This is a genomic window from Achromobacter pulmonis (assembly GCF_002885955.2).
Taxonomy (GTDB): Bacteria; Pseudomonadota; Gammaproteobacteria; order Burkholderiales; family Burkholderiaceae_B; genus Achromobacter; species Achromobacter pulmonis_A.
Genome location: NZ_POQS01000001.1, coordinates 1,206,328 through 1,231,113, shown reverse-complemented (window position 1 = coordinate 1,231,113; position 24,786 = coordinate 1,206,328). Strand labels below are relative to the sequence as shown.

The 24,786-nt window shown below is 68.7% G+C and carries 23 protein-coding genes; 21 read left to right on the top strand and 2 right to left on the bottom strand.

What is annotated here, in order from left to right:
• The first annotated feature begins 1 nt into the window (after position 1).
• From C1I89_RS05660 to C1I89_RS05625, 8 genes are all read left to right on the top strand, one after another.
• A complete protein-coding gene (locus C1I89_RS05660) occupies positions 2 to 1,291 on the top strand; it encodes a type 4b pilus protein PilO2 (protein ID WP_102771746.1) in 1,290 nt (429 codons plus the stop codon).
• Positions 1,278 to 1,781, top strand: a complete 504-nt coding sequence (locus C1I89_RS05655) for a hypothetical protein (RefSeq protein ID WP_102771745.1) — start codon at positions 1,278 to 1,280, stop codon at positions 1,779 to 1,781. Before C1I89_RS05660 ends, C1I89_RS05655 begins: the two co-directional genes overlap by 14 nt.
• On the top strand, positions 1,778 to 3,439 hold the full coding sequence (locus tag C1I89_RS05650; protein WP_102771744.1) for an ATPase, T2SS/T4P/T4SS family: 1,662 nt from the start codon (positions 1,778 to 1,780) through the stop codon (positions 3,437 to 3,439). The genes C1I89_RS05655 and C1I89_RS05650 overlap by 4 nt, the downstream gene beginning before the upstream one ends.
• The gene (locus tag C1I89_RS05645; RefSeq protein ID WP_102771743.1) at positions 3,436 to 4,557 is read left to right on the top strand and encodes a general secretion pathway protein; all 1,122 of its coding nucleotides are present in this window, start codon (positions 3,436 to 3,438) and stop codon (positions 4,555 to 4,557) included. The genes C1I89_RS05650 and C1I89_RS05645 overlap by 4 nt, the downstream gene beginning before the upstream one ends.
• 35 nt (positions 4,558 to 4,592) lie before the next feature.
• Positions 4,593 to 5,210 carry a type 4 pilus major pilin gene (locus C1I89_RS05640; protein ID WP_102771742.1) on the top strand — a complete coding sequence of 206 codons (618 nt, stop codon included), beginning with the start codon at positions 4,593 to 4,595 and terminating at the stop codon, positions 5,208 to 5,210.
• Complete coding sequence (locus tag C1I89_RS05635) at positions 5,207 to 6,253, top strand: prepilin (protein WP_102771741.1); 1,047 nt, start codon at positions 5,207 to 5,209, stop codon at positions 6,251 to 6,253. Before C1I89_RS05640 ends, C1I89_RS05635 begins: the two co-directional genes overlap by 4 nt.
• Positions 6,254 to 6,334: 81 nt before the next feature.
• Complete coding sequence (alaS, locus tag C1I89_RS05630; protein ID WP_102771740.1) at positions 6,335 to 8,959, top strand: alanine--tRNA ligase; 2,625 nt, start codon at positions 6,335 to 6,337, stop codon at positions 8,957 to 8,959.
• Positions 8,959 to 9,216, top strand: a complete 258-nt coding sequence (locus C1I89_RS05625; RefSeq protein ID WP_102771739.1) for a sulfurtransferase TusA family protein — start codon at positions 8,959 to 8,961, stop codon at positions 9,214 to 9,216. Before alaS ends, C1I89_RS05625 begins: the two co-directional genes overlap by 1 nt.
• 64 nt (positions 9,217 to 9,280) lie before the next feature.
• On the opposite strand, the gene C1I89_RS05620 is transcribed toward C1I89_RS05625, so the two are convergent.
• On the bottom strand, positions 9,281 to 9,862 hold the full coding sequence (locus tag C1I89_RS05620) for a hypothetical protein (RefSeq protein WP_102771738.1): 582 nt from the start codon (positions 9,860 to 9,862) through the stop codon (positions 9,281 to 9,283).
• A gap of 427 nt (positions 9,863 to 10,289) precedes the next feature.
• On the opposite strand from C1I89_RS05620, the gene rpsP reads away from it, so the two are divergent.
• From rpsP to trmD, 3 genes are all read left to right on the top strand, one after another.
• The gene (gene rpsP, locus C1I89_RS05615; protein WP_043541446.1) at positions 10,290 to 10,550 is read left to right on the top strand and encodes a 30S ribosomal protein S16; all 261 of its coding nucleotides are present in this window, start codon (positions 10,290 to 10,292) and stop codon (positions 10,548 to 10,550) included.
• Between the two features lie 77 nt (positions 10,551 to 10,627).
• Complete coding sequence (gene rimM / locus C1I89_RS05610) at positions 10,628 to 11,245, top strand: ribosome maturation factor RimM (protein WP_102771737.1); 618 nt, start codon at positions 10,628 to 10,630, stop codon at positions 11,243 to 11,245.
• Positions 11,245 to 12,048: a tRNA (guanosine(37)-N1)-methyltransferase TrmD gene (gene trmD, locus C1I89_RS05605; protein WP_102771736.1), complete on the top strand. Its 804-nt coding sequence runs from the start codon at positions 11,245 to 11,247 to the stop codon at positions 12,046 to 12,048. The genes rimM and trmD overlap by 1 nt, the downstream gene beginning before the upstream one ends.
• A 65-nt stretch (positions 12,049 to 12,113) precedes the next feature.
• Here trmD and C1I89_RS05600 read toward each other — a convergent pair whose 3' ends face one another.
• Positions 12,114 to 15,020, bottom strand: a complete 2,907-nt coding sequence (locus C1I89_RS05600; protein ID WP_102771735.1) for a valine--tRNA ligase — start codon at positions 15,018 to 15,020, stop codon at positions 12,114 to 12,116.
• A gap of 321 nt (positions 15,021 to 15,341) precedes the next feature.
• Here C1I89_RS05600 and ndk point away from each other — a divergent pair, with 321 nt between their 5' ends.
• The 10 genes from ndk (at position 15,342) to hfq (ending at position 24,753) form a co-directional block, all read left to right on the top strand.
• Complete coding sequence (ndk, locus tag C1I89_RS05595; protein WP_102771734.1) at positions 15,342 to 15,767, top strand: nucleoside-diphosphate kinase; 426 nt, start codon at positions 15,342 to 15,344, stop codon at positions 15,765 to 15,767.
• A gap of 41 nt (positions 15,768 to 15,808) precedes the next feature.
• Positions 15,809 to 16,963, top strand: a complete 1,155-nt coding sequence (rlmN, locus tag C1I89_RS05590) for a 23S rRNA (adenine(2503)-C(2))-methyltransferase RlmN (RefSeq protein ID WP_102771733.1) — start codon at positions 15,809 to 15,811, stop codon at positions 16,961 to 16,963.
• The gene (locus tag C1I89_RS05585) at positions 16,960 to 17,454 is read left to right on the top strand and encodes a helix-turn-helix domain-containing protein (RefSeq protein ID WP_102771732.1); all 495 of its coding nucleotides are present in this window, start codon (positions 16,960 to 16,962) and stop codon (positions 17,452 to 17,454) included. Before rlmN ends, C1I89_RS05585 begins: the two co-directional genes overlap by 4 nt.
• Positions 17,455 to 17,467: 13 nt before the next feature.
• Complete coding sequence (gene ispG, locus C1I89_RS05580) at positions 17,468 to 18,754, top strand: flavodoxin-dependent (E)-4-hydroxy-3-methylbut-2-enyl-diphosphate synthase (RefSeq protein ID WP_102771731.1); 1,287 nt, start codon at positions 17,468 to 17,470, stop codon at positions 18,752 to 18,754.
• Positions 18,755 to 18,808: 54 nt separating this feature from the next.
• Positions 18,809 to 20,095, top strand: coding sequence for a histidine--tRNA ligase (hisS, locus tag C1I89_RS05575; RefSeq protein ID WP_102771882.1), 1,287 nt, complete (start codon positions 18,809 to 18,811; stop codon positions 20,093 to 20,095).
• 3 nt (positions 20,096 to 20,098) lie between these two features.
• Positions 20,099 to 20,737 carry a YfgM family protein gene (locus C1I89_RS05570; RefSeq protein ID WP_102771730.1) on the top strand — a complete coding sequence of 213 codons (639 nt, stop codon included), beginning with the start codon at positions 20,099 to 20,101 and terminating at the stop codon, positions 20,735 to 20,737.
• Positions 20,738 to 20,742: 5 nt separating this feature from the next.
• Entirely contained in the window at positions 20,743 to 21,900 is a 1,158-nt protein-coding gene (bamB, locus tag C1I89_RS05565) for an outer membrane protein assembly factor BamB (RefSeq protein ID WP_102771729.1), read from the top strand.
• Positions 21,901 to 21,922: 22 nt separating this feature from the next.
• The gene (gene der / locus C1I89_RS05560; RefSeq protein WP_102771728.1) at positions 21,923 to 23,275 is read left to right on the top strand and encodes a ribosome biogenesis GTPase Der; all 1,353 of its coding nucleotides are present in this window, start codon (positions 21,923 to 21,925) and stop codon (positions 23,273 to 23,275) included.
• Positions 23,276 to 23,278: 3 nt separating this feature from the next.
• Complete coding sequence (gene hisC, locus C1I89_RS05555; protein WP_102771727.1) at positions 23,279 to 24,352, top strand: histidinol-phosphate transaminase; 1,074 nt, start codon at positions 23,279 to 23,281, stop codon at positions 24,350 to 24,352.
• 164 nt (positions 24,353 to 24,516) lie between these two features.
• Positions 24,517 to 24,753 (top strand): RNA chaperone Hfq, encoded by a 237-nt coding sequence (gene hfq / locus C1I89_RS05550; RefSeq protein WP_006218585.1) that lies wholly within the window; start codon positions 24,517 to 24,519, stop codon positions 24,751 to 24,753.
• Positions 24,754 to 24,786: the final 33 nt, after the last annotated feature.

Sequence of the window (24,786 nt, the reverse complement as noted above, 5' to 3'; positions counted from 1 at the left end):
CATGGACGGCAACACGCCCACGCTGCTGCTTGCCTGCCCCGGGTCCGGGCGGACGCTGGCGTTCGGCCTGCGCTGGTTCGCGCTGATCGGCTCCAACACGCCGGCGCTGGCGCGCTCACGCGGGCGGCGGCTGCGGGCCAGCCACTACGTCGTGGGCGGCGCGCCCGCCGCCATGGCCGGGTACGGCCGCTTGAAGCCGCCGCGGCAAGGCGGCTGGCGCGCCAGCCGCGCGCCGGTGCACGCCGCCGCGCAGCTTTTCGCCTTGCTGTATCCCGACGGCGGGCACTGCGTGGTGCCGCTGCCCAACGGCGCCCATTGGTTGGTGGCGGCCCAGCGCGGCACCGTGCTGTCGCAGACCGACCGGGTGTACGCGTCGCGGGACGAGGCCTTGCGCGAGCAGCAACAACTGCTGGCGCAGCGTCCCGCCTTGCCTGCGCGCCAGGCCGACGCCGTCTGGGCGGCCCTGCAGCAGGCAGGGGACCCCGCTTCCCGGCTGAACGCGCTGCCCAGCCGCTGGGCCGAACTGCCGCTGGCGTTGCGGCTGTTCCTGGCCTGCGCCGGGCTGGCGGGCGCGGCGCCGCCGCTGTGGAACGCCTTGCAGGCGCAAGGGTCCGCGCTGTTCGCCGCCGCGGACGACGCGGCCGAAGACGCAGCGGCTCTGCAAGATCCCGTCCTCGCGCTGCTGCAGACCACGGCGGCCCATCGTCCTTCCGAACTCGCCCGCCTGCTGGCCAGTGTGGGCAGGCTGCCCATCCAGGTCCGGGGCTGGGCGTTGACGCGCGCGCAGTGCCTGGCGCAGCCGCAGCGCTGGGCATGTTCGGCATCCTACGTCCGCACCCATGCCTACGCTACCAACCAGGCGCTGCATGCGTCGCGGCCGGCCGGCTGGGACCTGTCGTTCCAGCCCATGGAGGCGGCCACGCTGTCCTGGCGGCTGGCGTCCAGGCCGGTATGGCTGTCCGACTTGCCGCTGCCCACCGGCGAGCAGGTCGATACCCAACTGGTCACGGCCTTGCAGCGCCTGCTGCCGGCATTTTCGGCCGTCGTCCTGGCCGCGCCTGCGGCGCTGCCGCTGTCCGCGCCGGCCGCCGCCGCGCCGCCAGGGCGGGCCGTCCGCCATCGGACGCTGGTCTTGCGCGGGCCGTTGCGTTCGCTGGCGCTGCTGCCCGACACGATTTCGACGGCGCGCTGGTCGCGCCTGGCGCTGGAAATCCAGCCGCAGCCGCGTCCCGCGCTGGCCGCCAGCACGCTCGTCGCCGAATTGCACGGAGAACTCTATGAACAGGATTAGGGCGGACCGCAAGCCCGCGCCGCGGCTGCTTTACGGCGTCACGGCGGCAACCGCGCTGGCAATCTCGCTGGCGCCATGCGCGCGCGCCGAGCCGCCGCCGGCCGCCGAACCGCAGGCCTGGCCGGAAGCGGAAACCGTGCGCATGCTGCTGCGCGCGGAAGCCGCGGCCGCGCTGGCGGATTGCAGCGTGCCGGGCCGCTGCCCGGCGGGCGCGGACCAGACGCCGGCGGCCCCTGCGGCCGCGCCCGCCGTCCGGGCCGACGACGACATCCGGGTGCTGGCCATCTACGGCACCGCGCGCCGCCTGCGCGTGGATCTCGACGTCAACGGCGCGGTGCTGCGCTACCAGGCCGGCCGCGGCGCGCCCGTCGCGGGCGCCGCCGTGGCCGGCGCCTATCGCCTGCTGGCCATCGAGGACGCCTGCGTGCGGCTGCGCCGCGACGGCCTCGAACGCACCGCCTGCCTGGACCTGGGCCGGAGCCTGCCATGAAGCCCGTTCCCTTGTTCCCCGCGGGGCCGGCGGATCGCGCGCCGGCGCTGCAGACGCCGGAAGACATCGCCCGCATGACGCCGGCGTTCGTGCGCGCGCTGGGGCGCGAATTCGACCTGGCCGCGCTGTCCGGCCGCTTGTGCCCGGTGCTGCTGGCCAACGGCGAGGTCGCCGTGTTCGCGGTGAAAGACTACCTGCTGGGCGACCAGATCGACGAAATCGAACGCATGGTCCGGGCGCGGGGATACCGGCAGGCGCAGGTGCCGCGCTATCGGCTGCCGGCTCCGCTGCTCCTGATGGTGGCCCGCGGGCAGCTTACGGTGCCCGGCCTGGCCCGGGACGGGGCGCAGCAGCAGGCGCGCGTCTCGGCGCTGGCGGCGCTGTTCCTGGACATCGTGCGCTGGGGCGTGGCGCAGGGGGCGAGCGACGTGCACATCAACGTCGACCGGCGCCGCGAGGCCTGCGAGATCCGCTACACCATAGGCGGCGAGTACGTCGCCGCCGGGCGCTATGCCGGCCTGTCGAACGCGACCCTGCTGGAGGTGCTGGCCGTGGCGTGGATGGACGTCAGGGGCGGCAACGGCGCGGTGTTCGACGCCGCGCTGGAACAGCAGGGCCGCATCGCGCTGGACGTGGACGGCACGCCCATCATGCTGCGCTGGGCCTCGCTGGCCACCGACGCCGGGCCGTCGGTCTGCCTGCGCATCCTGCGTCCGGACGCGACCGTCGCCGGCGACCTGCAGGCGCTGGGCTACCTGCCGGACCAGGTGCGGACCCTGGAGCGCGCCCGCGAACGCGAGGGCGGCGCCATCGTGCTGGCCGGCGTGGTCGGCTCCGGCAAGTCCACCACCATCGCCGCGCTGATGCGCGGCATCGCGCCGGCCCGCAAGGTCATCACGCTCGAAGATCCGGTGGAATACCTCATCGGCAACGCGCTGCAGAACACGCTGGGCGGGGCGCTGGACCAGTCCGCGTGGCCGGCGTTCGAGGCCAAGCTCAAGACCGTCAAGCGCTGCGCGATGAACGATCTGCTCATCGGCGAAATCCGCGACCTCGACACCGGCCGGGCCTTCATGGACCTGGCCGGCTCCGGCGCCAGCCTCTACACCACGACCCATGCGGGTAGCGCCGCCATGATTCCCGAACGCCTGGCCTCGGCGGCGATCGGCGTGTCGCGCGATTTCCTGGCCACGCCCGGCATCCTCAAGCTGCTGGTCTACCAGACCCTGCTTCCGCGCCTGTGCGACCGCTGCGCGTTGCCGGCCGACAGCCTGTGGACGGCAGGCGACGCGGCCGGCGCCGACAGCCGGGCCTGGATGGCGCGGATCGCCGCCGCGTTTCAGCTCGACCCCGGCGCGCTGCGCGTGCGCAACGCCGCCGGCTGCGCCGATTGCCGGCGTGCCGATCTGCCCGAACTGAACGGCATCGCCGGCCGCTGCGTCGCCGCCGAAATGATCGAACCGGAGCGCATGGAGGGATTCCTCGAATGCGTGCGCACGCGCGACAACCTCGGCCTGAAACAGGCCACGCGGGGCGCGCAGGCGCTGCACAGCGCCCTGTACCGGGTCAACCTGGGGGAAATCGATCCGCGCGCGCTGCCGCGCCGCTTCGACCTGGACGCGGCCATGCGGCAGGCGGATGCCGGGGAGGGCGCATGAACGCCCAGGCCTGGGGCTGGCCGGCTGTCCGCGCGTGGCTGCTGCGCCTGGACGCCGCGCGCTTTCGCCCCCGTCGCGCAGACTACTACGAGTACCTGGCCGACCTGGTCGAGGGCACGCAGGGCCGCAAGAGCCTGCGCGACATCTTCGAAGACGACGCGCGCCGGCATGGCCAGGATTCGGTGCGCGGCCGCTTGTCGGCGTATTGGGCGAGCGCCTATCAGGAGGCCGGCGGCGACCTGGGTGCGGCCTGGTCGGACACGCTGCCGGCCAGCGAATGCCTGCTGCTCGCCTGCGTGCAGGACGAGGGCGGTGATCTGCCGGCCGCATTGCGCGACCTGGCGCGCGCCCTGCGGCTGGCCGCGGACGCGTGGCTGGCGCTGGCGTCCACCGCCGCGGCCGGCGTGGCGGCGGCCGGCGTGGCTTTTGCCATGCTGTGCGCGATTCCGTTTTTCAGCGTGCCGCAGCTGCAGCACGTGTTCCAGACCGTGCCGGCCGAGGACTACCCCGGCCTGACCCGCGCCCTGTTCGCATTCGCCCAAGGCCTGCGGACCTGGCTGGCGCTGTGGCTGGTGCTGGTGTTCGGGCTGGCGGCGCTGAGCCTGTGGTCGCTGCCGAACCTGACCGGGCCGCTGCGGGCGCGGCTGGACCGCTGGCTGATCTGGCGGCTCTACCGCGATTTCCAGGCCATCCGCTTTCTGTCGCTGCTGGCCGTGCTGATCCGGCAGCACGGCGCCGCCGACACGCGCCTGCGGCGCGCCCTGGCCGTCCAGACGCGCGACGCGCCGCCCTGGCTGCACGCGCATCTGCTGGACATGCTGGGCCGGATAGACGCCGGCCTGGCCGGCGCGGAGATATTCGGCACCGGCCTGCTGGAGGCGGACGCCTGGTGGTATCTGGCCGACATGATCGACGCCCTGGGCATGGAGGCGGGGCTGGCGCGCGCGCGCCGGCGCGTGGAGCAGCGCCTGCTCGCGCGCGTGCGCCGCCAGGCGCAGGCGCTGCGCTGGATGCTGCTGATCTCGTCGGTGGCGGCCGTGCTGGGCATCACGCTGTGGCACTACGGCGCGATCGACGAACTGCGGCAGGCGCTGACCAATTTCTATGCCGGCCGCTAGGGGCGCCGGCGCTTCATCCCATCCAGGAGACCAGCATGCGGCTTTTCCGTGAATTCCCTTCCAGCCCGGTGCGGCAGCGCGGCTTTTCGCTGATGGAGGTGTCCATCGCCACCGCCATCGTGCTGTTGATCGCCATCGTCGGCATTCCGGCCATAGGCGCCTACGTCATCGAGAACAAGGTGCCCAAGGTGGGCCAGGAACTGCAGCGCTTCATCGCCAGCGTGAAGATCAACGGGCTGGGAAGCGGCGTGGCGCCGTATGCGGGCCTGGACACCGGCGCCATGGCCAACGCCTTGCGCGATTCCAGCGTCCTGTCGGTGGAGGGCTCGGGCAGCGGGGCGCGCATCGTGCATGGCCTGGGCGGCAGCGGCCAGGGCGCGAACGGCGTGGTCCGGGTGGCGGCGGTCGCGGCCGGCAGTCCGCAGCCGGGGTCGGCGTTTTCCATCACGCTGACCAACGTCAGCCACGCGGCATGCCCGGCGCTGGCTTCGGTGCTGCAGCGCATGTCCGAAATCATCTCCATCGGCGGCAAGGGCGGCATGCGGGTGGTCAAGGACTCGCTGGCCACGCCAGCCATCCCCTACCGGGCGGCGCAGGCCCAGGCGCAGTGCAGCCCGGGCGACGTCAACACCTTCGTGTTCACCGCCAGATGACGCGGAGCGCGCATTCCGGCGGCAGGCAGCGCGGATTCTCGCTGCCGGGCCTGGCGCTGGCGCTGGCCCTGGGCGCGATGGCGGCGATCTGGGCCTCCAACCGGCAGGTCCAGCGGATCGAAGACGCGGCGGCGCGCGCCACCGGGGTCTGGCTCACCCAGGTCAGGCTGGCGCTGGCGCAGGCGCTGTCGCGCCACTTCGACGCCCTGGTCCAGGGCAAGCCGCCGCGCAGCCCGCAGGGCGCGCCGCTGTTCGCCAGGCCCCTGGCTCCCACGCTGGGCGAACTGCAGGCGGCCGGATTCCTGCCCGCTGCTTTTCCGGCGCGCTCGGCCCTGGGATTCGGCGTGCGCCTGCGCATCGTGCGCAGCCCGGGCTGCCCGAAAGCGCCATGCCGGCTGGACGGGCTGGTCTACAGCGCACGGCCTTTGTTCAAGAAAGGCACGCAAGCGCCCGATCCGGTCGGCATGGCGGCCGTCATCGAGGCCGCGGGCGGCTATGGCGGCGCGGTATGGCCCGACACCCCGGGACGGCTGCGCGGGGCGGCCTTCAATTTCGCCAACCCGCCGGCTCCCGGCGCGCCGGCCCACGCGCCCGGCACCCTGGCGCTGTGGGCGGGGGAGGGGCCGCAGGCCGCCCAGCCCGACCTGGACCGCTACGTGCGCATCGGCGACACTCGCGACCCCATGCTGCAAGGGCATCTGAGCGTGGCCAATTCGGCCGTGGTCAACGGCTACCTGACCCTGCGGTCGCGGGCCGAAGAAGGGCAGTATTGCGACGTCGCCGTCGGCACCATGGCCAATTCGGGGCGGGGCGATCTGCTGACCTGCCAATCCAATGTCTGGCGGCCGGCCAGCGGCGGCTTCGGCGGGGCCTACAGCACGAACTACCCGCTGGGCTGCCGCCATTACACGGGCGTGTCCACGGCCAATCCGCGCACCGGCGCCTGCTCCTGCCCGGCGGGCTACCATGGGGTCATCGTGTCCGCGGGCGGCAAATGGACCGAAACGGAGGGCTGGACCACCGGCTACGTCTGCGTGCGCTGACGCCGGGGCCGTCGCCTGGCGCTCATCCTGGCCGCCAACCCTCTATAATCAAAAATTCGCCTAAATCCTGCTTCATCCACGATGAAATCCTCCGAGATTCGCCAGCAGTTCCTGCAATTTTTCAAGTCCAAGGGACACACCATCGTCCCTTCGTCGTCGCTCGTCCCTGGCAACGACCCGACTTTGCTCTTCACCAACTCGGGCATGGTCCAGTTCAAGGACGTCTTCACGGGCAAGGAATCGCGGTCCTATACGCGCGCCACCTCGTCGCAGCGCAGCGTGCGCGCCGGCGGCAAGCACAATGACCTGGAGAACGTGGGCTACACCGCCCGCCACCATACGTTCTTCGAAATGCTGGGCAATTTCAGCTTTGGCGACTACTTCAAGCGCGACGCCATCCAGTACGCCTGGGAACTGCTGACCCAGGTCTACAAGCTGCCGGCCGAGAAGCTCTGGGTCACCGTGTACCAGGAAGACGACGAGGCCTATGACATCTGGGCCAAGGAAGTCGGCGTGCCGGCCGAGCGCATCATCCGCATCGGCGACAACAAGGGCGCGCGCTACGCGTCGGACAACTTCTGGCAGATGGCCGACACCGGCCCCTGCGGCCCGTGCTCGGAAATCTTCTACGACCACGGCCCCGAGATCTGGGGCGGCCCCCCGGGATCGCCCGAGGAAGACGGCGACCGCTACATCGAGATCTGGAACCTGGTGTTCATGCAGTTCGAGCGCGACGCCGCCGGCAACATGCCGCGCCTGCCGCGCCCCTGTGTCGATACCGGCATGGGCCTGGAGCGCATCGCCGCCGTGCTGCAAGGCGTGCATTCCAACTACGAAATCGACCTGTTCCAGCACCTGATCGCCGCCGCCGCGCGCGAAACCGGCGTCAAGAACCTGGAAGACAACTCGCTGAAGGTCATCGCCGACCATATCCGCGCCTGCTCGTTCCTGATCGTCGACGGCGTGATTCCCAGCAACGAAGGCCGCGGCTACGTGCTGCGCCGCATCGTCCGGCGCGCGCTGCGCCACGGCTACAAGCTGGGCCAGACCAAGCCGTTCTTCCACCGCCTGGTGCCGGACCTGGTCGCCGAGATGGGCGAGGCCTATCCCGAACTGGCCGCCACCGCCGAGCGCGTGGCGCAGGTGCTCAAGCAGGAAGAAGAGCGTTTCGGCGAGACCCTGGAACACGGCATGCGCATCCTGGACGCCGCCCTGGCCAACGTGCCCAAGGGCGGCCAGCTGGACGGCACCACGCTGTTCACCCTGTACGACACCTACGGCTTCCCGGTGGACCTGACCGCCGACATCTGCCGCGAGCGCGAAGTCGACGTGGACATGGCCGGCTTCGAAGTCGCCATGGAGCGCCAGCGCGACCAGGCGCGCGCCGCCGGCAAGTTCAAGATGGCCGAAGGCCTGAGCTACGAAGGCGCCGATACGCGCTTCGAAGGCTATGAAAAGCTCGAACTCGACGACGTCAAGGTCACGGCCCTGTACGTCGACGGCACCCAGGTGCAGCAGGTCCAGGCCGGCCAGAACGCGGTCGTGGTGCTGGACGCCACGCCGTTCTACGCCGAGTCCGGCGGCCAGGTGGGCGACACCGGCCTGCTGGAGGCCGACGGCGTGCGTTTCGCCGTCGCCGACACCCTGAAGATCCAGTCCGGCGTGTTCGGCCATCACGGCACGCTGGAGTCGGGCAGCCTGTCGGTAGGCGACACGCTGCTGGCGCGCGTGGACGCGGTGCGCCGCGCCCGCACGGTGCGCAACCACTCCGCCACCCACCTGATGCACAAGGCCCTGCGCCAGGTGCTGGGCGCCCACGTGCAGCAGCGCGGCTCGCTGGTCGACCCGGACAAGACCCGTTTCGACTTCGCCCAGGACGCGCCGCTGACGGCCGAGCAGATCGCCCGCGTCGAAGCCATCGTCAACGCCGAAATCCTCGCCAACCAGCCCACGGTGGCGCAGGTCATGGGCTATGACGAGGCCGTCAAGGGCGGCGCCATGGCGCTGTTCGGCGAAAAATACGGCGACACCGTCCGCGTGCTCGACATCGGCTTCTCGCGCGAACTGTGCGGCGGCACCCATGTCAGCCGCACCGGCGACATCGGCCTGTTCAAGATCATTTCCGAAGGCGGCGTGGCCGCGGGCGTGCGCCGCGTCGAGGCCATCACCGGCGACAACGCGCTGGCCTGGGTCCAGAACCAGAACGCGCTGCTGACGCAGATCTCCGGCATGCTGCGCGCCACCCCGGCCGACCTGCCGGCGCGCATCGCGCAGGTGCAGGACCAGGTCAAGGCGCTGGAAAAGGATCTGGAGCAATCGCGCAGCAAGCTCGCCGCCAGCGCGGGCAACGACCTGGCCTCCAGCGCCGCGGTCGAGGTCAAGGGCGTCAAGGTCCTGGCGGCCAGCATCGCCGACGTGGACCCCAAGGCCCTGCGCGGCATGGTCGACAACCTGAAGGATCGCCTCAAGCCGGCCGTGGTGCTGCTGGCCACGGGCGCGGCCGACGGCAAGATCAGCGTGGTGGGTGGCGTCACCGCCGACCTGACCGGCCGCGTCAAGGCCGGCGACCTGGTCGGCTTCGTGGCGGCGCAGGTGGGCGGCAAGGGCGGCGGCCGCCCCGACATGGCCATGGGCGGCGGCTCCGACATCAACGCCTTGCCCGCGGCCATCGCCAGCGTGCAGAAGTGGGTCGAAGAGCGTCTGTAATGAGCGAGCCCGATACCGGCGCGCAAACGCCATCCTTCGAGCACGAGGTCGACGCCAGCGGCCTGAACTGCCCCTTGCCCATCCTGCGCGCCAAGAAGGCCCTGGCGCAGATGGCCAGCGGCGAGGTGCTGCGCGTCATCACCACGGACCGCAACGCGATCCGTGACTTCCAGGCCTTCGCCCGCCAGACCGGCAATACGCTGGTCGCGCAGCAGGAGGTCGACGGCCGCGGCGTGCATTTCCTGCGCCGCCGCTGAACCGGCCGCCCAAAAAAAACCGGGCCCGCCTTCGCAGCGGGCCCGGTTTTTTAATGCGCCGACGCTACCTGCGCACGGCGGCGGCGACCGCCTGGGTGATCGTGAAGTCCACCAGATCGCCTTCCTTGAGCTGCTGCAGCCGCTGCTGCAGGGCGGGGTCGCGCACCTGGATCGTGCGCATGCCGCCTTGCGGGCCTTTCAGCGTCACCAGGTTGGCGCTCTTGTTGATGTGCCAGATCTCGGCCGTGATGGTGGTCTGGCGGCCGGCAGCGCCGGCGGGCATGGCGCCCTTGGCGCTGCGGTTGGACGCCGTTTCCGTCACGACTTCGGGCGCACCCGAGCCCGCCGGACGCACCGCCACCGCCACCGATTCGTAGTAGTCGAGCGTCAGCGTGTCGCCGGGCTTGATCTGCTTGAAGTTGCGGATGTTGGGGCCGGCCTGGATGTTCACCGTATTGCCGTTCTCGCCTTGCAGCGTGATGGTCCGGGTGGCGGGATCGACGGCCGTGACCTTGCCCGTGGCGGTGGTCAGGGCGGCGCCGATCATCTGGGCCGAGGCCGCAAGCGGCATGGCCAGCGCACCGGCCAGCAGGCCAGTCAGGGCCAGGCGCGCGACGGGAGTGAACACGGATTTCTGGTTCTTCATGATGTTGCACCCTTCGAATGGAGGAAGTTGGGGGGAAACGCAGGGACGAGCAAAGGCGAGGGGGCGGGAAGCCCGCCCTCAGGAGAACGGCTGGTCTGGCATGCGGGAATGGCGCCGAATGGCGGCCGGGAGGGGCAAAGCGCGGGATCTTGCGTACGAACACATAAAACCGATCTCCACCGGGTTTTTTGCAAACGCACTGACGTTGAAACGCACTAAGATGGGCGCTGGCCACAGACACAAGCGCGGCCGGGCGGCTACACTTGGGACGGCGGCAGGTTCCGGCCCGTTTTTGTAGAATACATGGATGTGGTGTTTTAGGATACAAATCCCGCCGCTATGCAAGATTCCCGCACTTCCATTTGCCACCTGGCTCGGTTAAGTGCTAGAATTTCCCGTTTTTCACAACTAATTCAAGGGATTACCTATGGTGGTGATTCGCCTGGCCCGCGGTGGGTCCAAGAAGCGTCCGTTTTACAACCTGGTGGCCACCGATTCGCGTAACCGTCGCGATGGCCGTTTCATCGAGCGCGTGGGTTTTTACAACCCCGTGGCCAGCGAAGGCACGGAAAACCTGCGCATCGCGCTGGATCGCGTGCAGCACTGGACCAGCAACGGCGCCCAACTGTCGCCCGCTGTCGAGCGTCTGGTCAAAGACTACTCGGCCAAGGTTTCCGCCGCGGCTTGATTGCCCGCGTCGCCAAACCTTTGCCCGGCGCTCCATTAGCGCTACTGCCATCCAACTACCATTCATAACTGCGATACATGTCTGATGCCGCTAACTCCAACGCGGCGCCGACGGATTTGATCGAGCTGGGCCGCATCAGTGCAGCCTACGGTGTGAAAGGCTGGGTTAAGGTGCAGCCGCATTCGGCCAACGCCGAAGTGCTGCGCTCGGCATCTCAATGGTGGTTGACTCGCCCTGTGCCTGAATTGGCGCGGGGCGCTGTCGCGTCTGCGCCCGTCGCATACAAGGTCGTGCAAGCCCGTTCGCAGGGAGCCACCGTGGTGGCCCAGCTGGCTGGCGTCACCGACCGCGACCAGGCCGAAGCCCTGCGCGGCTGCGCCGTGCGGGCGCCGCGGGGCGCTTTTCCCGCGCCCGAGGAAGACGAATACTACTGGGTCGACCTGATCGGCTGCGCGCTGTATTCCAGCGCCGGCGGCGAGCCCGCATTGCTGGGCACGGTCGACGAGGTGCTGGACAACGGCGCCCATGCCGTCCTGAAGGTCCTGCGCCAGACGGCCGGGGCCGGCGGGCCCGAACCCGTGCTGGACGCCAAGGGGCGTCCCGCCGAAATGCTCGTTCCGTTCGTGCGCGCGCACATCCAGGTGGTCGATCTGGCGGCACGCCGCATCGACAGCGACTGGCCCGCGGATTTCTGATGCGATTCGACGTCGTTACGCTCTTTCCCGAGATGTTCGGGGTGGTGCGCGACCTGGGCGTCACCGGCCGGGCGCATGCCCAGGGCCGGTGGTCTCTGCACGCCTGGAATCCGCGCGACTTCACGCAGGACGTGCACCGCACCGTGGACGACCGCCCGTATGGCGGCGGCCCGGGCATGGTGATGATGGCCGGCCCGCTGGAGGCCGCCGTCAACGCCGCCCAGCAGGCGCGCGCCGAACAGGGCCTGGGCCCCGCGCCGGTGGCCCTGCTGGCCCCGGTCGGCCGGCGCTACGACCAGGCCGGCGCCGAGGCGCTGGCCGCGGGCGACGGCATCATCCTCATCTGCGGCCGCTACGAGGGCGTCGACCAGCGCTTCATCGACCGCTGCGTCACGCAGGAAATCTCGCTCGGCGACTTCGTGCTGTCCGGCGGCGAAATCGCCGCGCTGGCGGTGATAGACGCCGCCGTGCGGCTGCTGCCCGGCGTGCTCAACGACGGCGATTCGGCGCTGCAGGACTCCTTCAACGACACGCTGTCCGGTCTGCTGGACAGTCCGCATTACACGCGTCCCGAGGTGTACGAAGGGACATCGGTGCCCGCCGAACTGCTCAGCGGCCACCATGCCAATATCGCCCGCTGGCGGCGCGAGCGCTCGCTCGCCCTGACCGCGGCGCGCCGGCCCGAACTGATCGAATCCGCCCGCGCCAAGGGTTGGCTCGACAAGAACGACGAACGTTACCTGGCCCAGCTGGCCGGTACCTGGGACCCCTCGACGGAAAAGCCCAGGCGCCGGCGCAAGTAGGCCCGGTTCCAGGAGTCCAAAAAAATGCCGGCTTTCGCCGGCAATTTTTTTTCGCGGAATTACTGTCAGTCGCCCAGCTTGGCGCGCTGTTCGCGCACCTTCTGCAGGGTTTCGCCGAACTGCGCCAGGCGCGACTTTTCCTGTTCGACCACGGCCGCCGGGGCGCGTTCGACGAAGCTGGCGTTCGACAGCTTGCCGTTGGCCTTGGCCATTTCGCCTTCCAGGCGCGCGATCTCCTTGTCCAGGCGCACGCGCTCGGCGGCCACATCGATCTCGACGTGCAGCATCAGGCGGCTGGTGCCCACGACCTGCACCGGCGCGCCGGCGTCGGGCAGGGCGTCCAGGACCTCGACTTCGCTCAGCTTGGCCAGCGCCGCCAGGTAGGGGGCGTTGCGCTTGAGCGTCGGGGCGTCGCCCTGGGCGCACAGCGGCACCTTCTGGGCCGGCGACAGGTTCATCTCGCCGCGCAGCGCGCGCACCGCCTCGACCTGGGCCTTCAGCTCGGCCACGTCGGCCTCGGCCGCGGTATCGACGGCGTCGGGATTGGCCTGCGGGTAGGGCTGCACGCTGACGCTGGCGGCTTCGCCCGGCTTGCGCTTGCCGGCCGCCACCGACACCTTCTGCCACAGCTCTTCGGTGATGAAGGGAATGATGGGGTGGGCCAGGCGCAGCACGCCTTCCAGCACGCGGATCAGGGTGCGGCGCGTGCCCAGTTGCTGGGCCGGGGTGCCGGTCTGGATCTGCACCTTGGCCAGTTCCAGGTACCAGTCGCAGTATTCGTCCCACACGTAGCGGTAGAGCGCGTTGGCGACGTTGTCGAAGCGGTAGTCGGCGAAGCCGCGCGCCACGTCGGCTTCCAGCGTCTGCAGCTGGCTGACGATCCAGCGGTCCACGAAGGACAGTTCGCCGGCGTCGGCGCCCGTCAGGTCGTGGCCTTCGGTGTTCATGAGCACGAAGCGCGTGGCGTTCCAGAGCTTGTTGCAGAAGTTGCGGTAGCCCTCGCAGCGCTTCAGGTCGAAGTTGATGTTGCGGCCCAGCGTGGCGTAGGCGGCCATGGTGAAGCGCAGCGCGTCGGTGCCGAAGGCGGGGATGCCGTCCGGGTACTGGCGGCGCGTGGCTTTCTCGATGGCGCCGGCCTGCTTGGGATTCATCAGCCCGAAGGTGCGCTTGGCCACCAGGCCGTCGAGGTCGATGCCGTCGATCAGGTCGACCGGGTCCAGGGTGTTGCCCTTGGACTTGCTCATCTTCTGGCCGTCGGCGTCGCGGATCAGGCCGTGCACGTAGACGTGCTTGAACGGGATCTGGCCGGTCAGGTGCGTGGTCAGCATGACCATGCGCGCGACCCAGAAGAAGATGATGTCGAAGCCCGTGACCAGCACGCTGGAGGGCAGGTAGCGCTGCAGGTCCGGGGTGTTTTCCGGCCAGCCCAGGGTGGTGAAGGGCACCAGGCCGGACGAGAACCAGGTATCGAGCACGTCCGGGTCGCGCGTGAGCTCGCCGGTCACGCCGGCGGCGCGGGCCTGCGCGGTGGCTTCGGCCTCGTCGTGCGCCACGAACACCTGTCCGTCTTCCGAGTACCAGGCCGGGATCTGGTGGCCCCACCAGAGCTGGCGCGAGATGCACCAGTCCTGGATGTTGTTGAGCCACTGGTTGTAGATGGTGGTCCAGTTGTCCGGGTAGAACTGGATGCGGCCGTCGGCCACGACTTCCAGCGCGACCTCGGTAATGCTCTTGCCGGGGTTCAGCGTGCCTTCGGGCGCCGGCTTGCTCATGGCCACGAACCACTGGTCGGTCAGCATGGGCTCCAGCACCACGCCGGTGCGGTCGCCCTTGGGCTGCATCATCTTGTGCGGCTCGACCTTGACCAGATAGTTTTCGGCCTCCAGCTGCGCCACCACGGCCTTGCGCGCCTCGTAGCGCTCCAGGCCCTGGAACTGCTTGGGCCCGTTTTCGTTGATGTGGGCGTCCAGCGTGAAGATCACGATCAGCGGCAGGTTGTGCCGCATCGCGCAGGCGTAGTCGTTGAAGTCGTGCGCGCCGGTGATCTTGACGCAGCCCGTGCCGAATTCAGGGTCGACGAAGTCGTCGGCGATGATGGGGATGTTGCGGTCGCACAGCGGCAGTTCGACTTCCTTGCCGACCAGGTGCTTGTAGCGCGGGTCGTCGGGGTGCACGCACAGCGCGCCGTCGGCCAGCATGGTTTCCGGGCGCGTGGTGGCGATGGTCAGGCCGCGCAGCGTGACGCTCTGGCCGTCCTTGTCGACGATGGTCTGCGGGCCGTCGACGAAGGGGTAGAGGATGTGCCACATGTGGCCGTCGGTCTCTTCGGACTGGACTTCCAGGTCGGACACGGCGGTCAGCAGCTTGGGGTCCCAGTTGACCAGGCGCTTGCCGCGGTAGATCAGTCCCTGTTTGTGCAGGCGCACGAAGGTCTCGACCACGCCGCGCGACATGCGCTCGTCCATGGTGAAGTACTCGCGCGGCCAGTCGGCCGAGGCGCCCAGGCGGCGGACCTGCCCGGTGATGGCGTTGCCGGACTGTTCCTTCCATTCCCAGACCTTTTCCACGAATTTCTCGCGGCCCAGGTCGTGGCGCGAAACCTTTTGGGCGTCGAGCTGTCTTTCAACCACGATCTGCGTGGCGATGCCGGCGTGGTCGGTGCCGGGGATGAAAACGGTGTCGTTGCCCAGCATGCGGTGGTAGCGGATCAGGCCATCCATGATGGTCTGGTTGAACGCATGGCCCATGTGCAGCGTGCCCGTCACGTTAGGCGGCGGGAACTGGATGACGTAGGGCTGGCTTTCCGTCCCGCTTTTTACGTGCTGGCCCGCCTGGAAATAGCCGCGGCGTTCCCACTCGGCGTACCAGCGGGATTCCAGTTCGGCGGGTTCGAAGCTCTTGGCGAGTTCCTGGGTTTGTTCCGGGACGGCGTTCGCGGGCGTCGCGGCGTTCGGGGGAGCAGCTTGAGTCATTACAGGGTTCCGGCAGACAGGGTCGCCCGGCCTGAGGGGCGGGCAGCAAACCGCTCATTTTAAGATGTAATGCGGTCTTATCAGCGTGTTAGAATACCGGGTTACTGTAAACCTTTTAGAAGTCCCTGAATTCATTGAGGATTCCTTCGGAAACGCGCGATTGAAAACCGCCTATCCGGAGCCCCCGATGCCAATCCGGGGCCGGTCCGACAGGTCGGCAGTGTCGAATCCCTGCCTGTGCGCCAGCAGCGCGATGTGCTTCGCAGCGCCGCGCAGGCAATTGATTAGAAACCAGTCAGAAATCAGCATTCGGAGTTCTTTATGTCCATTCAACGCACTCTCTCGATCATCAAGCCCGACGCCGTCGCCAAGAACGTCATCGGCCAGATCGTCAGCCGCTTCGAGCAAGCCGGCCTGAAGGTCATCGCCGCCCGCCTGGCCCAGCTGTCGCGCGCCGACGCCGAGCGTTTCTACGCCGTGCACAAAGAGCGCCCCTTCTTCAAGGACCTGGTCGACTTCATGGTCTCGGGCCCGGTCTTCGTGCAAGTGCTCGAAGGCGAAGACGCCATCCAGAAGAACCGCGACCTGATGGGCGCCACGGACCCCAAGAAGGCTGCTCCCGGCACCATCCGCGCCGACTTCGCCGACAGCATCGACGCCAACGCCGTGCACGGCTCGGACGCGCCGGAAACGGCCGCTGTCGAAGTCGCCTTCTTCTTCCCCGAAATGAACATCCACAGCCGTTGATTTCGGCTGCGCCGTTCTAGCTTTTGAGTTTTACCCAGGTCATGGAATCCGCCGAACGAATCAATCTGCTGGGGCTGGACGGCTCCGCCCTGTCCGAACTCGTCGGGCAGTGGGGCGGCAAGCCGTTTCGCGCCCGCCAGCTGCAGCGCTGGATGCACCAGCGCGGCGCCGATTCGTTCGACGCCATGACCGACCTGGCCCGCGAGTTCCGGGGCCAGCTCGCCACGCACTGCCGCATCGAGGCCTTGCCCGTCAATACCGAGCAGCGCTCGTCCGACGGCACCCGCAAGTGGCTGTTCGACGTGGGGCAGGGCAACGCCATCGAAACCGTCTTCATCCCCGAGGACGACCGCGGCACGCTGTGCATTTCCAGCCAGGCCGGATGCGTGGTGAATTGCCGTTTCTGCTCGACCGGCCACCAGGGCTTCAACCGCAACCTCAAGACCAGCGAGATCATCGGCCAGCTGTGGTGGGCCAAGCGCGTGCTGGAAGCCGACATCGGCACCGCCCGCCTGGAAAGCGCCCGCGCCACCGAAGACACGCGCGTCATCAGCAACGTGGTCATGATGGGCATGGGCGAACCCCTGCTCAACTACGACCAGGTCGTGCCGGCCCTGCGCTTGATGCTCGACGACAACGCCTACGGGCTGTCGCGCCGCCGCGTCACGGTCTCGACCTCCGGCGTGGTCCCCATGATGGACCGGCTGTCGCAGGACTGCCCCGTGGCCCTGGCGGTGTCGCTGCACGCGCCCAACGACGCGCTGCGCGACGAACTGGTGCCGCTGAACAAGAAGTACCCCCTGAAGGAGCTGCTGGCCGCTTGCGAACGCTACCTGGCGTACGCCCCGCGCGACTTCATCACGTTTGAATACTGCATGCTGGACGGCATCAACGATACCGACCAGCACGCCAGGGAACTGATCCAGATTGCGCGCCAGCTGCGCTGCAAGCTCAATCTGATTCCCTTCAATCCTTTCCCCGAGTCCGGCCTGAAGCGCTCGAACTCGGCGCGCGTGAAGGTGTTCGCCCAGCGCCTGATGGACGCAGGCATCATCACCACCGTGCGCAAGACCCGCGGCGACGACATCGACGCGGCTTGCGGCCAGCTGGCCGGAGAAGTGCGCGACCGCACCCGGATCACCGAGCGCAACGCCGCACAGCGCCAGACCATACCAATAAAACAGGTGCATGCATGACGCAGGATATCGCTTCTGCAGTTCCAGCGACGGCCGCCGACGCCGCCGGCGGCGTGGGCTCGGCTTTGCGCGCGTTGCGCCAGTCCAAGGGCTGGTCGCTCGATGAAGTGTCCAGCCGCATCAAGTTTTCCCCCAAGCAGATCGAGGCCCTCGAAAACGAAGAGTGGGCGATGCTGCCCACCGGCGTTTCGCTGCGCGGCCTGGTGCGCAACTACGCGCGCCTGCTGGGCGCGGATTCGCAGGCCATCGTCGATTCGCTGGACCCCAAGGCCCGCGTCACCGGCCCGGTGAAGCTCAGCCCCGGCTCCCTGCATACGGCGCACGCCATCCCGCAGTCCGGCGGCGACGACGACCGTTCGTCCTCGACCTCATGGGGCTGGCTGTTCGCCATCGTGCTGGTGCTGGCCGCCGGCGTGGCGTACGCGTTCTGGCAAGGCTGGCTGCCGCAGGACTGGCTGCCGGCCGGCTGGTTGCCCAAACCGATCAAGTAACCCGGTTCCATCGATGCAAGATTCTTCTCTGCCTTGCCAGGATGCGCCGCCTCCCTCCGTGGGGGCCGCAGCGCGCCGCGCCACGCGTTCGGTGGCGGTGAAGTGGGGCGATCGCGTCGTCAGGGTGGGCGGCGACGCCCCGGTCGTGGTGCAGTCCATGACCAACACCGACACGGCCGACGCCATCGCCACGGCGATCCAGATCAAGGAGCTGGCCCAGGCCGGCTCCGAGCTCGTGCGGATCACGGTGAACACGCCCGAGGCCGCGCGCGAAGTCGCCGCCATCCGCGAGCAGCTCGACCGCATGGGCGTGGACGTGCCGCTGGTGGGCGACTTCCACTACAACGGCCACAAGCTGCTGACGCAGTTTCCCGAATGCGCCCAGGCCCTGTCCAAGTACCGGATCAACCCGGGCAACATGGGCGGGGGCAAGCGCCGCGACGACAACTTCGCGCAGATGATCGAAGTGGCCTGCCGCCACGACAAGCCGGTGCGCATCGGCGTGAACTGGGGCAGCCTCGACCACGAACTGATGGCGCGCAAGATGGACGAAAACAGCCGCCGCGCGCAGCCCTGGGAAGCCCAGGCGGTGATGCGCGACGCGCTGGTGGTCTCGGCCATCAGCAACGCGCAGCGCGCCGAAGAGCTCGGCCTGCGCCGCGACGCCATCGTCCTGTCCTGCAAGGTCAGCCACGTGCAGGACCTGATCGCCGTCTACCGCGACCTGTCGGCCCGCTGCGACTATCCGCTGCACCTGGGCCTGACCGAGGCCGGCATGGGCAGCAAGGGCATCGTGGCCTCGACCGCCGCGCTGGCCGTGCTGCTGCAGCAGGGCATCGGCGACACCATCCGCATTTCGCTCACGCCGGAACCCGGCGGCGACCGCAGCCGCGAAGCCATCGTGGCCCAGGAAATCCTGCAGACCATGGGCCTGCGCGCCTTCACGCCCATGGTCGTGGCGTGCCCCGGCTGCGGGCGCACCAGCAGCACCTTCTTCCAGGAACTGGCCGACAGCATCCAGGGCTATCTGCGCCGCCAGATGCCGGTCTGGCGCGCCCGGTACCCCGGCGTCGAAAGCATGAACGTCGCGGTGATGGGCTGTGTGGTCAACGGGCCGGGCGAAAGCCGCCATGCCGACATCGGCATCAGCCTGCCGGGCACCGGCGAAGTGCCGGCCGCGCCGGTGTTCGTCGACGGCGAACGCACGGTCACGCTCAAGGGCGACCATATTGCCGAAGAGTTCCAGGCCATCGTTGAAGACTACGTCGCGCGCCGCTACGGCGCGTCCGCCTCTCACTAAAGTAAGGGTGTAGCCGCCGGCGCGCTTTCGGGCGCGCGTTGCGGCATGATGAAGATGACTCAAGCTTTCCAGAAAGTCGCCGCCATACGCGGCATGAACGACCTGCTGCCGGGGGCGAGCGCCCGCTGGGAGCAATTCGAGGAAATCGTGCGCGGCTGGCTGCGCAGCTACGGCTACCGCAACGTGCGTACGCCCGTGCTTGAGCATACGCGCCTGTTCGCGCGCGGCATCGGCGAAGTGACCGACATCGTCGAAAAAGAGATGTACACCTTCAACGATGCGCTCAACGGCGAATCGCTGACCATGCGCCCCGAAATGACGGCCGGCATCGTGCGCGCCTCGATCGAGCACAACCTGCTCTACGACCGTCCGCAGCGCGTCTACAGCATCGGCCCCGTGTTCCGCCACGAGCGCCCGCAGCGCGGCCGCTACCGCCAGTTCCACCAGATCGACGTCGAGGCGCTGGGCTACGCCGGCCCGGACGTGGACGCCGAACTCATCGTCATGCTGGCCCGCCTGTGGAAGCTGCTGGGCCTGACCGACGTGCGCCTGGAACTGAACTCGCTGGGCCAGCCGGCCGAGCGCGCTGCCCACCGCGCCGCGCTGATCGAGCACCTGGAAAAGCACCGCGACATCCTCGACGAGGACGGCCAGCGCCGCATGTACAGCAACCCGCTGCGCGTGCTGGACACCAAGAACCCCGCCATGCAGGCAATGGCCGACAGCGCGCCGCGTCTGTTCGACTTCCTGGGCGAGGAATCGCGCGCCCACTTCGACGGCGTGTGCCGTCTGCTGGCCGACGCCGGCATCGAATACCGCCTCAATCCGCGCCTGGTGCGCGGCCTGGACTACTACAACCTCACCGTGTTCGAGTGGGTCACCGACAGGCTGGGCGCGCAGGGCACGGTCTGCGGCGGCGGCCGCTACGACGGCCTGATCGAACTGCTGGGCGGCAAGCCCGCGCCGGCCGTGGGCTTCGCCATCGGCATGGAGCGCCTGCTGGACCTGTGGGAGCAGAGCGTGCAGATGCCCGCGCCGGCCGAATGCGAGGTCTACATCGTGCACCAGGGCGAAGACGCCCAGCGCCTGGCCGCCCGCGTCGGCGAAGACCTGCGCGACGCCGGCCTGTCGGTCGTGGTGCACGCCGGTCCCGGTAACTTTAAGTCCCAATTCAAACGCGCCGACGCCAGCGGCGCCCGGGTTGCGGTTATTCTTGGCGCCGACGAAGTGGCCGCCCAGGCCGCCAGCGTCAAGTTCCTGCGCGCCGAAGAGCAGGGCGAGAACGCGCAGCAGCGGGTCCCGTTGGCGCAACTGGCCGACGTATTGAACATCAAGGGTTAATGCATGGCATACGATCTGGAAGAACAGGAAAAACTCGACGCGATCAAGGCCTGGTGGGCCCGCTACGGCACGCTGGTCGTCTCGCTGGCCGTGGCGGTGGCGCTGGCCTGGGGCGGCTGGTGGGGCTGGAAGGCCTACCAGGCGCACCGCGCCAACCAGGCCATGGGCTACTTCGAAGCGCTCGAAGACGCGGCCCGGCTGGGCGGCGCCGACTCGGCGGTGCGCATCAAGACGGCCGCTGCGACCCTGCGCGAAGACTATCCGGCCACCGGCTACGCCGCGCGCGGCGCGCTGGTGGCGGCCCAGGCCCTGCAGGCCCTGAAGGACGACGCCGGCGCGCGCCAGCAGCTCGAATGGCTGGCCGCCCAGGGCAAGAACCCGTCCATGCAGGCCGTGGCGCGCCTGCGCCTGGCCGGCATGATGCTGGACCAGAAACAGTACGATGGCGCGCTGGCGCAGCTCAATAATCCGCCGCCGGCCTTCGCCGCCTTGTACGCCGACCGCCGCGGCGATATTCTCGCTGCGCAGGGCAAGCGCGACGAGGCCCGCGCGGCGTGGCAGAGCGCCATCGACGGGCTGGGCGCGGGCAATCCCCTGACCCAGGTCGTGCAACTCAAACTCGATGCCCTGAGCGGAGCGTGACTGTAATGCGTAAATTTGCACCTGGCCGCAAGTGGCGCGGCGCCGTTTTGCTGGCAAGCCTGCTCGCCCTGGGCGGCTGCGGCATGTTTTCCCATGACGACGGCCGCTACGATCCCGCGCCCCTGACCGAATACAAGGCCGGCATGTCCGTGCGCCAGGTCTGGTCCGCCTCGATCGGCAGCGGCTCCGGCCTGGGCTTCTCGCCCACGGTGCTGGGCGACGCCATCTACGCCGCCACGCCGGACGGCTCGGTCGGCAAGTTCGATCTGCAAAGCGGCCGGGTCATCTGGAAGGCCAGCGTCGACGGCAAGCTGTCGGCCGGCGCCGGCAGCGACGGCACCACCACCGCGGTGGCCTCGCCCGACGGCGACGTGATCGCCTTCGACGACACCGGCAAGGTCAAATGGAAGGTTCGCGCCACCAGCGACGTCAGCATCCCGCCGGTGGTGGGTTACGGCATCGTCGTGGTGCGCAGCGGCGACTACCGCATCCAGGCCTTCGACGCCAACAGCGGCGAGCGCGTCTGGAACGTGCAGCGTCCCGGCCCGGCGCTGGCCCTGCGCAGCGTGTCGCAGATGGTCCTGGCCGAAGGCCTGGTCATCACCGGCCTGCCCGGCGGCAAGCTGATGGCCATCGCCTCCAACAGCGGCAACGTGCAATGGGAAGGCACCGTCGCCACGCCGCGCGGCGCCAGCGACCTCGAACGCCTGACCGACGTGGTCGGCGCGCCGCGCATCGCCGGCAACCTGCTTTGCGGCGTGGCCTACCAGGGCCGCGTCGTCTGCTTCGACGTGACCGCCGGCGGCCGTCCCATGTGGGCCAAGGACTTCTCCAGCGTCAGCGGCCTCACGCTGGACGACCGCTTCGCCTACGTGCCGGACCAGAACGGCGTGGTCAACGCCTTCGCGTTGGACAACGGCGGCAACGTCTGGAAGCAGGCCGCCCTGAAGAACCGCCAGCTCACCGCCCCGGCCCTGCTGGGCGGCGCGCTCGCCGTCGGCGACCTGGACGGCTACGTGCATTTCCTGTCGCGCAGCGACGGCAGCCTGATGGCCCGCCTGTCCGTGGGCGGCGGCGCGATCGTATCGCCGCCGCAAACCACCTCCCAAGGCGTGCTGGTCCAGACGGGCAATGGCAACCTCGTCCTGATCGGCGCCAACTAATCCTATAGAAAAGCCTTACACCGTGTCCTTCAAGCCTGTCGTCGCCCTGGTCGGCCGCCCCAATGTGGGCAAGTCGACCCTCTTCAACCGCCTGACGCGATCGCGCGCCGCGCTGGTGGCCGATTATTCCGGCCTCACCCGCGATCGCCACTATGGCGAGGGCAGGGTGGGCGATACCCCCTTCATCGTCATCGATACGGGCGGCTTCGAACCCGTCGCCAAGGACGGCATCCTGCTCGAGATGGCCCGCCAGACGCGCCAGGCCATCGCCGAAGCCGACGTGGTGGTGTTCCTGGTCGACGCCCGCGCCGGCATCAACGCCCATGACCACGAGATCGCGCAGCTGCTGCGCAAATCCGGCCAGCAGCGCGTGCTGCTGGCGGTCAACAAGGCCGAAGGCATGGGCGCCGGCGCCGCCGTCTCCGAATTCCACGAGCTCGGGCTGGGCCAGCCCTATCCGATCTCGGCGGCGCACGGCGACGGCATCGTCGACCTGATCGAGCTGGCCCTGGCCGACCTGGCCGGCCCGCCCGCCGAGGAACCCGCGCAGGAAGAGGGCGAGCACGACCACCGCATCAAGCTGGCCATCGTGGGCCGCCCCAACGTGGGCAAGTCCACGCTCATCAACACCCTGATGGGCGAAGAGCGCGTGATCGCGTTCGACATGCCCGGCACCACCCGCGACGCCATCGAGATCGACTTCGAGCGCGACGGCCGCCGCTACACGCTGATCGACACCGCGGGCCTGCGCAAGCGCGGCAAGGTGTTCGAGGCGGTCGAGAAGTTCTCCGTCATCAAGACGCTGCAGGCCATCGAGGCCAGCAACGTCGTGCTGCTGATGCTCGACGCCCAGACCGAGATCTCCGAGCAGGACGCGCACATCGCCGGCTTCGTGCTGGAGACCGGGCGCGCCGTGGTGGTGGCGATCAACAAATGGGACGGCCTGGACGGCGAGGCCAAGGAGCGCATCGAGCGCGAATTCCAGCGCAAGCTGCGCTTCCTGTCGTTCGCGCGCATGCACACCATTTCGGCGCTGCGCGGGCAGGGCGTCAAGCCGCTGCTGAAGTCCATCAACGCGGCCCACGCCGCGGCCTTCGCCAAGCTGTCCACGCCCAAGCTCACGCGCGAACTGCAGGCCGCCGTCGAGCAGCAGCCGCCGCCCCGCAAGGGCATTTTCCGTCCCAAGATGCGCTATGCGCACCAGGGCGGGCAGAACCCGCCGCTGGTCGTCATCCACGGCAACGCGCTGGACGCCGTGCCGGATTCCTACCGCCGCTATCTCGAAGCGCGTTTCCGCAACGCGTTCGATCTGGCGGGCACGCCGCTGCGCATCGAATTCAAGTCCTCGCACAACCCCTACACGCAGGAAAGCTGATCCATGAGCCGTTTCTGGAGTCCCGTGGTCGGGACGCTCAGTCCGTATGTCCCGGGCGAGCAGCCCAAGCTTCAGAACCTGGTCAAGCTCAATACCAACGAGCACCCCTACGGCCCGTCGCCCAAGGTGCTCGATGCGATCCGCGCGGCCTGCGACGATGCGCTCAAGCTGTATCCGGACCCCTCGTCGGACCGGCTGCGCCAGGCCATCGCCGCGACCGTCGGCGTGCAGCCCGGCCAGGTGTTCGTGGGCAACGGTTCCGACGAAGTGCTGGCGCACGTTTTCCTGGCGCTGCTCAAGCATGACCGTCCGCTGCGCTTTCCCGACATCACCTACAGCTTCTATCCGGTCTACTGCGGCCTGTATGGCATCCAGTACGAAACGGTGCCGCTGACCGCCGACTTCCGCATCGACGTCGAGGACTACCTGCCGGCGCGCAGCGGCCCGGCGGGCGCCATCATCTTCCCCAACCCCAACGCGCCCACCGGCCGCGCGCTGACGGCCGCCGAGGTCGAGCGCATCGTGGCCGGCAATCCCGACGCCGTGGTGGTGGTGGACGAGGCCTATGTGGATTTCGGCGGCGAATCCGTCATTGCGCTGACCTCGCGCTACGACAACCTGCTGGTCGTGCAGACCCTGTCCAAGTCGCGTTCGCTGGCCGGCCTGCGGGTCGGCTTTGCGGTGGGCGGCGCCGCGCTCATCGAAGGGTTGGAGCGGGTAAAAAACAGTTTCAACTCCTATCCGATCGACCGCCTGGCCTCGGCCGGCGCGGTGGCGGCGCTGGAGGATACGGAGTACTTTGAACGCACCCGGCAGGCCGTGATCGAATCGCGGTCGCGCATGACCGCCGGCCTGCAGGCGCTGGGCTTCGAGGTGCTGCCGTCGTCGGCGAATTTCGTGTTCGCCCGGCACCCGTCGCAGGACGCCGCCGGCCTGGCCGCCGCGCTGCGCGAACGCAGCATCATCGTGCGCCATTTCCGCCAGCCGCGCATCGACCAGTTCCTGCGCATCAGCGTGGGCACCGAGGCCGAATGCGGGCTGCTGCTGGGCGCGTTGGCCGAGATTCTGCGGGGTTGAAGAGGCGGCGCCCAGGGCCTTCCAGCCGGAAAACTCTGGTGTCACTTTTTGCATGCCGGCCAAGTAGCACGGGCCGGGAAAACCCTGTAGAGTATGCGTTTCGGCGTACCCCACCAGTACAGAAGTACGCCATCATTCAATAACAAACAAATGGAGCCTGGCCAATGAGCAATAAAGGGCAAACTCTGCAAGATCCGTTCCTGAACACGCTGCGCAAGGACCATGTGCCCGTGTCGATCTACCTGGTGAACGGCATCAAGCTTCAAGGGCAAATCGAATCCTTCGACCAGTACGTTGTGCTGCTGCGCAATACGGTCACGCAAATGGTCTACAAGCACGCCATCTCCACGGTCGTCCCCGCGCGCGCCGTCAACTTTCAGGTGGAAGTCCCTGCTGAGTAATCTCGCTCCAGCTGTACCTTTTTTTGCCCGCCG

Bases quoted from the DNA above. Each gene is read 5' to 3' on its own strand.
- hisS (WP_102771882.1), top strand. From the start codon at position 18,809: ATGACTCAAGCTTTCCAGAAAGTCGCCGCCATACGCGGCATGAACGAC.
- C1I89_RS05655 (WP_102771745.1), top strand. From the start codon at position 1,278: ATGAACAGGATTAGGGCGGACCGCAAGCCCGCGCCGCGGCTGCTTTAC.
- rlmN (WP_102771733.1), top strand. From the start codon at position 15,809: ATGGAATCCGCCGAACGAATCAATCTGCTGGGGCTGGACGGCTCCGCC.
- ispG (WP_102771731.1), top strand. From the start codon at position 17,468: ATGCAAGATTCTTCTCTGCCTTGCCAGGATGCGCCGCCTCCCTCCGTG.
- C1I89_RS05570 (WP_102771730.1), top strand. From the start codon at position 20,099: ATGGCATACGATCTGGAAGAACAGGAAAAACTCGACGCGATCAAGGCC.
- C1I89_RS05585 (WP_102771732.1), top strand. From the start codon at position 16,960: ATGACGCAGGATATCGCTTCTGCAGTTCCAGCGACGGCCGCCGACGCC.
- rimM (WP_102771737.1), top strand. From the start codon at position 10,628: ATGTCTGATGCCGCTAACTCCAACGCGGCGCCGACGGATTTGATCGAG.
- C1I89_RS05640 (WP_102771742.1), top strand. From the start codon at position 4,593: ATGCGGCTTTTCCGTGAATTCCCTTCCAGCCCGGTGCGGCAGCGCGGC.
- C1I89_RS05650 (WP_102771744.1), top strand. From the start codon at position 1,778: ATGAAGCCCGTTCCCTTGTTCCCCGCGGGGCCGGCGGATCGCGCGCCG.
- trmD (WP_102771736.1), top strand. From the start codon at position 11,245: ATGCGATTCGACGTCGTTACGCTCTTTCCCGAGATGTTCGGGGTGGTG.
- C1I89_RS05625 (WP_102771739.1), top strand. From the start codon at position 8,959: ATGAGCGAGCCCGATACCGGCGCGCAAACGCCATCCTTCGAGCACGAG.
- C1I89_RS05645 (WP_102771743.1), top strand. From the start codon at position 3,436: ATGAACGCCCAGGCCTGGGGCTGGCCGGCTGTCCGCGCGTGGCTGCTG.
- bamB (WP_102771729.1), top strand. From the start codon at position 20,743: ATGCGTAAATTTGCACCTGGCCGCAAGTGGCGCGGCGCCGTTTTGCTG.
- C1I89_RS05660 (WP_102771746.1), top strand. From the start codon at position 2: ATGGACGGCAACACGCCCACGCTGCTGCTTGCCTGCCCCGGGTCCGGG.
- C1I89_RS05600 (WP_102771735.1), bottom strand. From the start codon at position 15,020: ATGACTCAAGCTGCTCCCCCGAACGCCGCGACGCCCGCGAACGCCGTC.
- C1I89_RS05620 (WP_102771738.1), bottom strand. From the start codon at position 9,862: ATGAAGAACCAGAAATCCGTGTTCACTCCCGTCGCGCGCCTGGCCCTG.
- hfq (WP_006218585.1), top strand. From the start codon at position 24,517: ATGAGCAATAAAGGGCAAACTCTGCAAGATCCGTTCCTGAACACGCTG.
- C1I89_RS05635 (WP_102771741.1), top strand. From the start codon at position 5,207: ATGACGCGGAGCGCGCATTCCGGCGGCAGGCAGCGCGGATTCTCGCTG.
- alaS (WP_102771740.1), top strand. From the start codon at position 6,335: ATGAAATCCTCCGAGATTCGCCAGCAGTTCCTGCAATTTTTCAAGTCC.
- rpsP (WP_043541446.1), top strand. From the start codon at position 10,290: ATGGTGGTGATTCGCCTGGCCCGCGGTGGGTCCAAGAAGCGTCCGTTT.
- hisC (WP_102771727.1), top strand. From the start codon at position 23,279: ATGAGCCGTTTCTGGAGTCCCGTGGTCGGGACGCTCAGTCCGTATGTC.
- ndk (WP_102771734.1), top strand. From the start codon at position 15,342: ATGTCCATTCAACGCACTCTCTCGATCATCAAGCCCGACGCCGTCGCC.